Source organism: Flavobacterium hydrophilum (genome assembly GCF_003202405.1).
In the GTDB taxonomy this organism is placed as follows: Bacteria; Bacteroidota; Bacteroidia; order Flavobacteriales; family Flavobacteriaceae; genus Flavobacterium; species Flavobacterium hydrophilum.
Map to the genome: position 1 here is coordinate 746,946 of NZ_QJHL01000001.1, position 13,960 is coordinate 760,905.

The following is a 13,960-nucleotide window of genomic DNA, read 5'->3' on the forward strand; positions in this document are numbered from 1 at the left end:
AAACACACTACTATGTTACAAGTAAGAATTAAAAAGACAGCCATTATCCTCGTAATGGCTGTAGGTTTTTTTAACCAGAACTATGCACAAAAAAAATACCCGTATCAGGATTCAAAAATGCCGGTAGAAGACAGGGTAAAAGATTTGTTAAGCAGAATGACACTTGAAGAAAAAGTGCGTCAGATGGATATGTACAGAGGTGACTTTTTTAAAAATAAAGAAGATTTTGCAAAATCTAAATCGGCAGAAAAAATCGGCAAATTAGGAATTGGAGCGATTCATGATCTTTATCCGCGTTCGGCAAAAATGATTAATGATTTGCAAACCAATGTAATCAAAGGAAACCGTTGGGGAATTCCGGCTTTGATTATGTGTGAAATGCTTCACGGTTATTTAGACGAAGGAAGTACGGCTTTTCCAATGAACATCGGACTTGGTGCAACCTGGGATGTGAATGTATTAGATAAAGTGGGAAAAGTTATTGGTATGGAAGCCCGAGCTCATGGCGTTCACTTTGGTTTTGGTCCAAACTTAGATTTAGGACGCGAACCAAGATGGGGAAGGGTTGCTGAAACTTTCGGAGAAGATGCTTTCTTAAACAGCGAAATTGGTTTGGCTTTTATTAAAGGATTGCAGGGAGACGATTTAAAATCAGATCGTTCGATTATTGCTGAACCAAAACATTTTGCGGTTCACGGTATTCCACAGGCGGGAGGAAATTCTTCTCCGATTTTAGTAGGAGAACGTTCGGCTCGCGAAGATCACTTACCTTCTTTTAGAAAAGCATTTACAAAAGGCGGTGCATTAGGAACCATGTGTGCGTATTCTGAGTTGGACGGAATTCCTTGTGCTGCAAATCATTGGTTATTGACTGATGTTTTGAGAAAGGAATGGGGTTTTAAAGGACTTGTAGTTTCTGATTTAGGAGCGATTAAATACATTCAGACGACACACAAAGTTTCTGATTCTCCAAAAGAAAGTATTAGAGAAGCAGTTTCTGCAGGAGTTGATATGCAGTTTTATGATTTTACAAATGAATTCTGGCAAAACACCATTATTGAATTAGTAAATGAGAAAAAATTAACTCAAGAAAATATTGATCGTGCAGCAGGAGCAGTTTTACGTTTAAAATTTTTATTAGGATTATTTGAAAATCCGTACACAGATAAAAATCTGATTAAAGAGCGTTTTCATACCAAAGAAAACCAGGCTGTTGCTTTAGAAGCAGCTCAAAAATCGATGGTTTTACTTAAAAATGAGAACAATATTTTGCCATTAAATAAAAATCTTAAAAGCATTGCTGTTATCGGGCCAAACGCAAATGCCTCAAGACTTGGAGGTTATTCTCCCAAAAATAGTGTTGGAGTTACAGTTTTCGAAGGTGTTCAACAGTTAGTTGGTAAAACAGCGAATGTGGTTTACGAAGAAGGTGTACCGCTGATTGTTAAAGGACAGGCTATTCCATCAAAATATTTATTTACTTCAGACGCATCTCAAAATGGATTAAAAGGAGAATATTTCAATAATAGAAATCTTGAAGGAACTCCAGCTTTAACTCGTATTGACAGCCAATTAGAATTTGACTGGCCTTGGGCTCCTGGTGATGGTGTTAATGTGGATGATTTCTCTATTCGCTGGACAGGTTACATTCAATCAGACAAATCATTTGACGGCTGGTTAGGTTTGAGTTCTGATGACGGAATCAGAATGTGGGTTGACGATCAATTGGTCATCGACAATTGGACAAAAGGTGCTACAAGTATCGTAACAACTCCAAAAAATATTGAAGCAGGAAAAAAATACAAAGTCCGAATTGAAATGTGGGAAGGCGGCTGGGGGGCCAGAGCGCACTTGCGTTGGAACTTAGAAAAAGTAAACATGCAGCCAGCAATCGATGCCGCTAAAAAAGCAGATGTTGCGATTGTAGTTTTAGGAGAATCTAACGAATTAGTAGAAGAAAACAGAGACGTTGCTGATTTGAATTTACACGGAATACAACAAGAATTAATAGAAGCTATTCAAAAAACAGGAACTCCGGTTGTTTGTGTATTATTAAACGGACGTCCGTTATCAACAAACTGGATTGCAGATAATATTCCAGCGATTATTGAAGGATGGTTTCCAGGTGAAAATGGAGGTAGAGCAGTTGCAGATGTTTTATTTGGAGATTACAATCCGGCGGGAAGATTACCAATTACGGTTCCGAAATCCGTTGGACAGTTACCTATATATTATAATCAAAAACCTTCTGCTATTCATAGATATGTTGCAGAGAGCGAAAATCCGTTATTCAATTTTGGTTTCGGATTAAGTTATACGAAGTTTGAGTATTCGAATTTGGCCATCAGTTCAACTGAAATAACAAAAGACGGTGAATTGAAAGTTAGTGTTGATGTGAAAAACGTTGGGAATTTTGATGGAGACGAAGTTGTACAGCTTTATATTAATGATGTTTACAGCAGTGTTACAACTCCTGAAAAAACGCTTAAAGGTTTCAAAAGAGTTTTTATTAAAAAAGGCGAAACCAAACGTGTCGAATTTATGCTTACAAAGAATGAGCTATCCCTTTGTAACAGAGAGATGAAGGAGGTTGTAGAGCCTGGAGATTTCGAAGTTATGGTCGGCGGAAATTCTACAGAAGTTAAGAAAGTGAATTTTAAGGTTATAGATTAGTCTTTAGATAGAGGTCAAAGTAAAATATTTAGTGATTTGCTTGTTTTGATTAGAATTGTTTTGCGAATTTAACAAATCACCAAGATTAATTAAATGCAGGACAATAAAACGTAAGGATTTTAATAGTAGAATTGAAGGTTTTTGACGAAATTTTACCCAACACCTTTTCAAAGATGTCATTTGTCGAAATAATCATTTAGTTAACAAAACAGATTCATAAATTTAACATGTTATTAACTCAATAAACAATTAAACTATGGATCAAAAAGTATTAAAATTACTGTTTTTGTTTTTCCTGTTCGGGTTTCAAAATCTTCAGGCTCAAACAACTACAGTAACAGGAACAGTCACAGATGCTCAGGGAATGCCAATTCCGGGAGTTAATGTGAATGTTAAAGGAACTAAAACGAATACATCATCGGATTTTGATGGTAAGTACAGCATTGCTGTTTCCAATCAATCTGCAATTTTGATATTTTCTTATGTAGGCTCAGCTACAAAAGAAGTTTCTGTTGCAGGATTGTCTACTGTTAATGTAGCTTTAAGTGCAGGCAGCGAGCAATTAGGTGAAGTTGTAGTAACAGCACTTGGTCAGTCTAAAGAGAAAAAGGCTTTAGGATATGCTACCAGTGTGATTAAGTCTGAAGCAATCGTTAAGACAGGTTCGCCTACTGTTGCTAATGCTCTGTATGGTAAAGCCCCAGGGGTGCGTATTACTTCCACTCCTGGAGGAGCCGGAAATATCAATATTAATATTCGTGGTGTCAACTCTATTACGGGTAAAAACCAACCGCTTATTATTATGGATGGTGTGCCAATTCGCGATGGAGCGGCTACAAATAATGATTATTGGGGTGATCAGCGTATTAGAAGTAATGGTCTGGCGGATATCAATCCGGAAGATATTGAGAGTATCTCCATTCTTAAAGGAGCTTCTGCAGCTGCATTATATGGTTCTGAAGCTGTAAACGGAGTTGTATTAATTACATCTAAATCAGGTAAAGGAAAAAAAGGGTTTGGTGTAGATTTCAGTACCAGTTACTCACAAAACCAAATTGCATACTTACCAAGATTTCAATATGAAAGAGGTCCGGGGTGGACAAATGCAAATTATTCTACGGGATACTTAGCTCCTGATGGTTTTGCCTACTATGATACAGATGGAGATAATATTAATGAGACTAGAGGGGTTTCAGCAAGTACTAATAACTTTGGTCCGTGGTTCGATGGTAAGCCTATTATGTCATGGGACGGTGTTATTCGTCCATATTCAGCTCAAAAAGACGGCTATAAAAATATGTTCCAAAATTCATGGGATGGAGTAACAAACATTGCACTTTCTAATAATACGGATAATAGCAGTATTCGTTTTTCTTACACACACAATGAATCAAAAGGGTTGAGTATGGGTAACATGAATAAAAAAAATACCCTTAACCTGAATGCATCGTTCAAAACAAGTGAAAAATTAAAAACAGATGTCATCGTGAGTTATATGAACCAGAATGTTCACAACCGTGCTGTTGGTACAGATCGATTGATAAACAACTTTACTGGTATGATAAGCCCGTTTGATAATGGGGATTGGTATAAGGCTAAATATCAAACCAGTTTAGGATACAAATATGTTACTGGTGGAAATAATAGTTTGACTCCGGATGAAAATATTATCCGTAATGGTTTCAAGGCAGATGTAGGTGATTATTTCTGGAATACGAATGCAAATCAGCAGGATGAAATTACAAACCGTTTGATTGCCAGTGTTACTGAAACCTATACTATTTACCCAGATTTGAAGCTGCGTGGTCGTGCTTCTACAGATTTAACTTCGATAAATGTAGAAACTAAAAATCCGGTTGAAAGACCTCTGGTTTACGGATTTGGTACCGGTTCTTTTCAAATAGATTCTAAAGATTATAATATTCTTTATGGGGATTTAATGTTAATTTATAACAAAAAAATTAATGATAAGTTTGACATTGGAGCTACAGTTGGTTATACAGCATCAAAAGAAACTGGTTTGAGTTTGTCACAATTTACAGATGGAGGGTTGAGTGTTGAAGGCTGGTATGATTTAAATTCTTCAGTAAACAATCTAAAAGTTACCAATAAAAGAGAAAAAGTTGTAAAAGACGCAGTATTTGGAACTCTGACTGGAAACTATAAAAACTATTTGTTCCTCGAAGGAACAATAAGAAGGGATCGCACTTCAACTATGCATCCTGATAACAATGCTTTTACGTATCCTTCAGTCAATTCCTCTTTCATAGTATCTGATGCGTTTACATTACCGGAAGTAATCAGTTATGCAAAACTTCGTGCTTCCTGGGGAATTGTGGGTAACTATGCAGAGATGTACAGAGGTAACGTAGCTTTCAACCAAACAACATTAGGAAATCAAGGAACAGCTACTCCTGTATTAATTACAACTTCTATGGATAAGTATGGTAATGAAAGTTTAAAACCTGAGATGAAAAACGAATATGAGCTTGGTTTTGAAACTAAATTCTTTAGCAATAGGTTAGGACTAGATGTTTCGTACTACAATGCAAAGGTCTATGATCAAATTTTAGATTTGACACTGGCACCAACAACAGGGGCATCAGCAATAATAGCGAATGTTGGAGAATTGAGTAACCAGGGTATTGAAATAGCTTTGACTGCGACTCCGGTAAAAACAGCATCATTCTCTTGGGACCTTACTTTGAACTGGTCTAAAAACGCAAACAAAGTGGTAAAATTAGCTAACGGTGCAAAAGAATTACTACACGCAGATTATGATGGCTCAGCAGCTCAATTAAAATCAGTAGTAGGTGATCCGATGGGAGGTATTTATGCACATCCTGTTAAGACAGATGCTAATGGAAATAAAATGGTTGATTCTGATGGATTTTATATGATTGATGGCGATAAATGGGAAAAATACGGTACGGCTATACCTAAAGGTATTGGAGGTTTATTGAATACATTTAATTATAAAAATTTTACTTTAGATGTTAATATTGATTATTCTTATGGAGGGTATTTAATGCCTACAGGTATTAACTGGATGACTTCTAGAGGATTGACAGAAGAAAGTTTGAACTATAGTACTAATGAGCGTGGCGGTTTAACCTATTATATGGATGCTAATGGTAAAGGGGTTCAGGTTCCTAACAGTGCTACTTCCGGACCAACTGGTCAAACATTATATCGCGATGGTATGCTGATGACTGGTGTAACAGCAGATGGTGCACCAAATACAAATGTAATCTCTCAGGCTGGTTATTATAATATGACTTATAACTGGGGAGGACCTCAATATAGCAGCTCACGTTATGAATTGTATATTAAGGAAAACAACTATGTAAAATTGAGAGAAGTCTCATTAACTTATAGTTTACCAACTAACTGGGCTGCTAAAATTGGTGCTTCTAAATTAAATTTTTCAGCTTATGGACGTAATCTATTCTTTATCTACAGGTCAATTAAGGATATGGACCCAGAAGCAACTACTGCAGGCTCTAAATGGTCTCAAAACATTAACAATGCGGGAACCAATCCGGCTACCAGAAGTATTGGATGTATGTTAAGAGCCTCTTTTTAATTTGATATTTCATAATTTAAAAAATATAACATGAGAAAATTATTATATATATCGCTAACAACTGCAACTGTCTTTTTTAGCTCTTGTTCAAAAGATGATTTTGCAGATGCGTATCCAAATCCGTCTACGGTTGAAATAACTACTGTGCCTAAACAGTTTGCCGGATTCATGAAAATTAACTTTGAGGATGTAATTCCTTCTTATTGGAATTACTATACCGTTCTAAAATCTACATCTCTTAGCTATACGCAGGCACATGGATTTATAAACTCATCCGGTCGCTATGTTTCAGGAGCTGCACCAGTTAACAGATGGGATAGATTTTATAAGTTTATGGCTCAATATAGAGAGTTGGAAAAAATGATGGCTTCTTTGCCTGCTGCTATGCAGACTGAAAATAGAATTTATACCATTACTTCAACTATTTATTTATACGATCATACTCAAAAAATGATTGATAACTATGGAGATATTCCTTTTTCTCAGGCAGGTAAAATTAGTTTAACAGGAGGTAATTATGGTGCTGCATTAGCAAAGTATGATAACCAAACAGAACTATATACCCTTATGTTGGATCAATTGAAAGCTTTTTCTACTGAATTGAATTCGATTACTTTGTCTGCTGGTGTGGCAACAGAATTCAAAAATCAGGATTTGATCAACAAAGGAGACCTGGTAAGCTGGAAAAACTATTGTAATTCCTTGCGCTTAAAAATCTTGAATAGAGTTTCTGCCGTTCCTGCTTTTACAACAAGAGCAAATACTGAAATGGCAGCAATCATTGCTGAAGGGCAAATTGTTGATGAAAATTCTGAAAATATTGCTTTTAGGGTTTATACTCAGGATACTGATTTAGATACTTCAGGTTTTATTAATGCTTTAGAAGATGATTTAAATAATCTTGCTCCAAAAGCAATGATTGATCACATGAATGCGAATAACGATCCTCGTAAACCCTGGCTGTTTGAAAAGGGATCACGTGTAGTAAACAACGTAGTGGTAGTGGCTCCTACTTATGAAGGACTGGATCCAACGTTGGCATCCGGGGCTCAGACACAATTAATAACTGATGGTAAGATTGCTGTTTACAATCGTTCGGTTCTCAGTAGAAATAAATGGTTGCCGGGGACATTAATAAATGCTCCTGAAGTAAACCTTATTCTTGCGGAATACTATTCAAGAAATGGAAATGCCGGAACAGCTAGAACACATTTCGAAAAAGCAATCAGACAATCTGTAGAGTATTATGTAAGATTAGGTGATAAAGCAGATGTTTTGACCTGGAAACCAACTACAGAACCAACAACGGCTGAAATTGACGCTTATATTACTGCTATAAACTTTGCCGGAGCTGCAACACCAGCAGCTCAATTGGAATTAATTGCTTTTCAAAAGTACATTCATTACAACATCATGCAGGCAGATGAATCCTGGGCTGAACAAAGAAGATTAAAACTTCCTGCTCTTACATTCCGTGAGGATGAAACAAGCAGTATTAGAAAAACACCGCCAACACGTTGGACCTATCCAACCTCAGAGAGTGTTTATAATCCGGATAATTATAATGCTGTTAAAGCAAATGATAATTTAAGCACCAAAATATTCTGGGATATAAAATAAAATTTTGAATAATTACGTGCGATTAAGCACCTATAAGTTTAAACAGAGGTAAGATGTAATTCTTGCCTCTGTTTTTTAAATCTTTTTCTACTTTAATTTTTTAAAAATCAGATAATAAATTATTGGTAAATACATGATAAATTTTTTCAATACCATATTGTTATTTTTCTCTTTAGGACTCGTTGCTCAAACCAAATCAGAGGTATATAAGATTACGTATGATAAATTTGAAAACGGAAAAAAAACAGACGGAAATACCACAATATATGTATACAATCAAATGGTTTTTTTATCTAAACCCACTGATAAAATACAACAATACATCGATTTAAAAAGCAATTATAATGTTAGTACCATTAAGATTGGAAATACTGTTTTCAAAAAAATAACACCTTTCGACAGCTTACCTGTTCCTAAAAAAGAAAACGACGCCCGTGTCGTACTGGGATATAATTGTCAGCATGTTTCTTTTTCTTATTTTTCAAACAGAATTGATATCTGGTATACTGAAAAAGCTGCCGTAAAAGGAACACCTAATAGTAATTATTTGCCGAATAAAAATGCGCTTGTACTGCAAATGGTTTATAATGGAAATCAGACTTTGACAGCCAATTCGATAACTAAAGTTAAAAATTATGAGCCATTTATTAATTATGATGACAAGACAGTAGCAGTTAATAAGTCAGAATTTGAAGAAATTCTGATTAATTCCAGATACACCAAATTACATATTTTTGAAAATGAAAATATAAACTACGATCCAAAGTCAGTAATTCCAAATGAAAAAGACCTTATTGCAGACAAGGTTTATCATTTTTCTAAAGGGAGTGTAGTTTTGAAAAAGATAAAAATTACTCCAGAACTAAGAAATAGTAGTGCCATTTTTGCAAAATTAACCTGTAAGTCTAATGGAGATGCGTATGACAGGACTGGTTCAGTATTTATTATTCCCACAAAAAGTAACGGAAACACGACTACATTATTAGATGCTTATTTACATGGATTAGAAAGATTACCAATTTATACAGATAAACAAAAAAATAAATATCAGGGAATTATAAAAGAGAAAAGTTATTTACCTCCTATTGAAATACTACGGTTTTTTACACCATTTGGGGTTAGTTATTTTAATGAGAAACGAAAAATAAATAATTATAACTGGGCAAAAGAAGTTGTTTATAAAGAAGACGTCACTTCTCTTATTCCTACCGATGAAGATGAAATCTGGATTGGTGTTTTTATTGGTAATTATGATGCTGGAGGCCATACCATAAGTCTCGAACTTGATGCTTATCCATTAATGAACATTAACGAAGGCAAACCAAATAAGAAAAAATATGTAGTACCCTTATTTTCAACAGTAAATACAATGGAAATGTCAGGTCAAAATTACGGAGGTCTTTTTGCGAATGATACTTTAAAAGTAAATTTCGAAATTAAGGAAGATATACAAAATTTACAGCTTTTGTATACCACAACCGGTCATGGTGGCTGGGAAAATGGAGATGAGTTTGTCCCAAGAATGAATAAAGTATTTGTTGATGGTCAGGAGGTTTTTAAAATTATTCCCTGGCGAACTGATTGTGCAACATACCGATTATCTAATCCTGCTTCAGGGAACTTTCCTGATGGTTTGTCATCCAGTGATTTAAGTCGGTCAAATTGGTGTCCGGGAACATTAACTCCTCCTTATATTATTCCGCTGAAGCTGCCAAAGGGTAATCATGTTATAGAAGTGCTTATAGAGCAAGGCCCAAATGAAGGTCCGAGTACAAACCATTGGAATGTTTCAGGAGTTTTGGTGGGTGAATTAAAAGATTAATTGTGAAATGAAAATGATTTTAAAATTTAAATCTTTAATCCTGCTATTAGTTCTAACTGTTCTTTCCTGCAGTTCATTACAAACTAATCCGGAAGCTGTTAATATCACTCAAAATTACATTGCCGAAAATCCTGTAACTACAGTGAGCCATGCCTCAACATTGGTTGAAATAGAGCATAACGTTCTTTTGGCTGCTTGGTTTGGCGGAAAACATGAAGGTGCAAAAGATGTGAGTATTTATATTTCTTCCTATAAAGAAAAAAAATGGTCAGCGCCTAAAAAAATTATTGAGCCATTAATTAAAGATGGAGATGCCCTGCCTTGTTGGAATCCGGTTTTATTTAAAAGTAAGGCTCAAAATTTATATTTGTTTTATAAAGTCGGCAAAAACCCGAGAGAATGGTTTGGTGCTATGATAGTTTCTAAAGATAACGGAAACACCTGGAGTGAGGCAAAATATCTTCCAAAAGGAATATTAGGGCCAATTCGAAATAAACCAATTGAAACTACCCCCGGAGTTATTTTGTGCGGAAGCAGCACCGAAAGTATCGATGATAATAAATGGAGAGTATTCATAGAAACGTATACCGAAGCAACAGACAGCTGGACAATAACGGATATTAATGACAGGAAAAATTTCGACATCATCCAGCCCACTTTTTTAGTTCATTCGGCTAAAGAGATTCAGATTTTATCACGAAGCAGACATAATAAATTAATTTCAAGCAGGTCGGAAGATAATGGTAAAACCTGGCAGAAAACAGACAGTATAAGCGTTGTTAATTCGAATTCGGGAGTAGATGCAGTGACTCTTTCGGATAAATCATTTCTGTTAGTTAATAATCCTTTAAAGATGGGAAAAGACTGGTTTAACGGAAGAAATATTCTTGATGTAGAATATTCTAATGATGGACTGTCATGGCTCAAATTATTTGATTTAGAAAATCAAAAAGAAGGTGAATTCAGTTACCCGGCCATTATCCGGACCTCAGATAAAAAAGTACATGTTTTATATACTTATAATCGTAAATTTATTAAACACACCACTTTTGATTTAAAATAAATAAGATGCAAAAATTTTGCCTAGCCTTAGACTTAAAAAATGATTCGGATTTAATTGCCGAATATATAGAATTTCATAAAAATGTCTGGCCGGAAATACAGCATAGCATTTTAGATTCAGGAATTATCAATCTTGAAATTTATAATGTTGCCGACCGTTTGTTTATGATTATTGAAGCCAATTCTGATTTCTCTTTCGAAGAAAAAACAAAACGGGATGCAGAAAATCCCAAAGTTCAGGAATGGGAAACTTTGATGTGGCAATTTCAAAAAGTACTTCCTCAGGCAAAAACCGGAGAAAAATGGCTTTTAATGGATAAAATTTTTGAACTTAAGTAATTAATATAAATGATGCTATTTTTAACAAATTTAAAATATCAACTCTTTTTCATTAGTGTATTATTTTTTAATAGCACTATAAATGCCCAGAACGGTATCAATGCCAAAATATTTTACAAACATGATAAATATCTTTCTTCAGATAAGTTGGAAGGTCGTTTTCCGGGAACCAAAGGCAATAATGAAGCGGCTGCTTATATCAAAAAGTATTATAAGAAATACGGTTTAAAAAAATTTGATAACAACTTTTATCAGCCTTTTACACTTTTTGTGAAAGAAGGAATAAACAAAATGAAATCAGATAGTGTTTCGACTCAAAATGTTGTAGGATACCTTGTAGGTTCTGATGAAAAACTTAAAAATGAATATATAGTAATAGGAGCTCATTATGATCATTGGGGATGGGGAGGGCAAAACTCAGGCAGTAAAAAGAAAGAAGCTTTCGCCATTCATAACGGAGCAGATGACAATGCTTCAGGAGTTTCGGCCTTGCTGTGCATATTGCAGGAATTATCAAATGCTAAAGTCAAACCCAAAAGAAGTATCATTTTTATTTCTTTTAGCGGAGAAGAGGAAGGATTGTTAGGCTCTAAATATTTTGTCTCACATTTACCGGTTCAAAAAGACGCTGTAAGAGTAATGTTGAATATGGATATGGTGGGAAGGCTAAATGAAGAGAAGCAAATTTATATGGGAGGCGCAGGAACTTTTCCAAATGGAGTAGAACTGATGAAGAAATTAGATGAAATAAGCACCCTTAATCCTGTTATTCACGCCGGAGAAGTGGGAGGATCGGATCATGTGTCATTTTATAAAGCTGGTATATCTGCTGTGGGATTTCATACAGGAGGCCACCCGCAATATCATACACCAGAAGATGATATTGATTTGATAAATATTCAGGGAGGTGCTTTGGTAGCTCAATATATTTACAATGCTTTAGTGGCAATTGCAAATGATCCGCAACAATTGTATTTTATTAATCAGGATTAGGGAATAATAATAATACTTCTGGCTTTTTTTAAGCCCTTGCCAAAATAAGCCTTTATATTTTGCTGCTTTTTAATCACATTATATTTTTAAAAGAATCGGCTAAAAGTTTCAAATTTTACAATAAAAGGCTGGAATTCACTTCTGCTAAGGTTACCAAAATTGGTTTTATTGGATTGTAAATTAATTAGATGCTGGAATCTAATGTTTTACAGATATACGGTTTTTAAAGATGATTTTATTAAAAAAACGGATGAATACCTGGCAAAAATCAGAAGTAACTGTATATATACTTAATGGTGCACAAAAGGCAGGGAAGTCAAACTTTCCAGCCTTTTTTAATTTAAGTATGCTTATTTAGATTAAAAGATACCTTGAAATAATTTTAAAGTTTCTTATTTTAAAAACTCAAGTGTTCCGTCGGTTAAATTATAAAACACCCCCACAATTTTTATCTCTCCTTTCTCTTCCATTTCTTTCAGAATAGGGCTCTTTTTACGAATTTGATCCATAGTATACAGGACGTTGTTTTCAGAAACATGTTTTACAAATTCTTCATTTTTAGAGGTTTTCTTCCCTGTGAAACCCTGACTCATTTTGACAGCAGGTTCGATTTTTGAAAGCATGGCGGTAATATTTCCAAGTTTTACATTATCAATGGCGCCTTTTATAGCTCCGCAATGCTGGAGTAAGGCTGTATAAATGGATTTCAATAAATACTACGATTGACTCTGGTGTTATTAATATATCTGTCTTACTGTATTTAAGATTCCGATATGTAATAAATAAAGTCTTCTTAGCATCTAAGTATATTTAAAAAACAGCAAAAATAGCCTGCTATTCTTGCTGTTTTTTAAAATTAATTAATAAAAATATCTTTATGGATTTTAACCCATTCTTCCATTGGAGTCATTTTTATCGGCAATTCTTCTAATACCTCCTGCAAATTAGGATTGAATTTTGTTGGGTATACCGGAAGGCTTGCAAGCATTTCATAATACCCTTGCACACCTCTGGCACTTTCTTCTCCAACAAGAATACTTAATTTATCTCCAAATTCTTGTGGAGGCATTGCGTAGAAATCAATTTTTTCTCCCAAACCAATAGAGAACTTTTCAGCAAGGTCATTTCCTTTGAGGTCCTCCAGACCGCTGACCATAAAGGATCGTCCTGAAAGTTCGGGTTTGTATAAAGCTTCTGCCACAAAGGCACTGACATCTCTTGATGTGATAAATCCAATAGGCATATCTTCAGGAGTTGGGTAAGCTACTTTTCTTTCACTTTTCAAATAATCGGTTGTATAAGGAGCCAGCAAATTTTCGGCATAAATGGATGGTTCAATAATTACATAAGGTACTCCGCAATTTTTAAGATATTCCTTTGTATCGATCTTTACATCTTCCATAGGAATACCAGTTTTTTGTGATGCTAAAAAGCCACTGGTATTCCAAACGATCATTTTAACATCATTTGTCTTAGCTGCATCTATTACATTTTTGGCAAATTGAAATCCATCTGCCGGATTAGGTAAAGAAACTGGAATCAGCAAAGCGATAGCATCCATTCCTTTAGTGATTTCTTTCATTTTTTCAGCATCAGACATATCGCCTATTACCGGGATTGCCCCCGCTTTTTCTAATTTTTCTAATTTTTTTTCTGAACTGGTTGCGGCGTAAACAACTGCTCCCTTATTTTTTGCTTCGTTAATCACATGAAATTGTTGCGAACCTGTGGCTCCAAATACTAATACTTTCATTTTATTTTTTTTTTTAATTGCTTTAATTTTTTGGTAAAATTAATTAATAACTTACTTTTGAACAAGTACTTACATTTTAGTTAGGTACTTACTAAATGGTTAGAAATATTGA

9 protein-coding genes are annotated in these 13,960 nt (G+C 34.8%); 7 read left to right on the forward strand and 2 right to left on the reverse strand.

What is annotated here, in order from left to right; translation table 11 throughout:
• The first annotated feature begins 12 nt into the window (after positions 1–12).
• The 7 genes from DMB68_RS03140 (at position 13) to DMB68_RS03170 (ending at position 12,095) form a co-directional block, all read left to right on the forward strand.
• Positions 13–2,673, forward strand: coding sequence for a glycoside hydrolase family 3 N-terminal domain-containing protein (locus DMB68_RS03140; RefSeq protein ID WP_110345206.1), 2,661 nt, complete (start codon positions 13–15; stop codon positions 2,671–2,673).
• 256 nt (positions 2,674–2,929) lie between these two features.
• Complete coding sequence (locus tag DMB68_RS03145; RefSeq protein ID WP_110345207.1) at positions 2,930–6,259, forward strand: SusC/RagA family TonB-linked outer membrane protein; 3,330 nt, start codon at positions 2,930–2,932, stop codon at positions 6,257–6,259.
• A 30-nt stretch (positions 6,260–6,289) separates the two neighbouring features.
• Positions 6,290–7,879: a SusD/RagB family nutrient-binding outer membrane lipoprotein gene (locus tag DMB68_RS03150; protein WP_110345208.1), complete on the forward strand. Its 1,590-nt coding sequence runs from the start codon at positions 6,290–6,292 to the stop codon at positions 7,877–7,879.
• A 133-nt stretch (positions 7,880–8,012) separates the two neighbouring features.
• Positions 8,013–9,701 (forward strand): PNGase F N-terminal domain-containing protein, encoded by a 1,689-nt coding sequence (locus DMB68_RS03155; protein ID WP_110345209.1) that lies wholly within the window; start codon positions 8,013–8,015, stop codon positions 9,699–9,701.
• Between the two features lie 7 nt (positions 9,702–9,708).
• Complete coding sequence (locus tag DMB68_RS03160) at positions 9,709–10,764, forward strand: sialidase family protein (RefSeq protein ID WP_231131567.1); 1,056 nt, start codon at positions 9,709–9,711, stop codon at positions 10,762–10,764.
• A 5-nt stretch (positions 10,765–10,769) separates the two neighbouring features.
• Entirely contained in the window at positions 10,770–11,102 is a 333-nt protein-coding gene (locus DMB68_RS03165; RefSeq protein WP_110345210.1) for an L-rhamnose mutarotase, read from the forward strand.
• A gap of 9 nt (positions 11,103–11,111) precedes the next feature.
• Complete coding sequence (locus tag DMB68_RS03170) at positions 11,112–12,095, forward strand: M20/M25/M40 family metallo-hydrolase (RefSeq protein WP_231131568.1); 984 nt, start codon at positions 11,112–11,114, stop codon at positions 12,093–12,095.
• 392 nt (positions 12,096–12,487) lie between these two features.
• On the opposite strand, the gene DMB68_RS03175 is transcribed toward DMB68_RS03170, so the two are convergent.
• Entirely contained in the window at positions 12,488–12,805 is a 318-nt protein-coding gene (locus DMB68_RS03175; RefSeq protein ID WP_110345211.1) for a carbonic anhydrase, read from the reverse strand.
• A 146-nt stretch (positions 12,806–12,951) separates the two neighbouring features.
• A complete protein-coding gene (locus tag DMB68_RS03180; RefSeq protein WP_110345212.1) occupies positions 12,952–13,848 on the reverse strand; it encodes an SDR family oxidoreductase in 897 nt (298 codons plus the stop codon).
• Between the last annotated feature and the right edge of the window lie 112 nt (positions 13,849–13,960).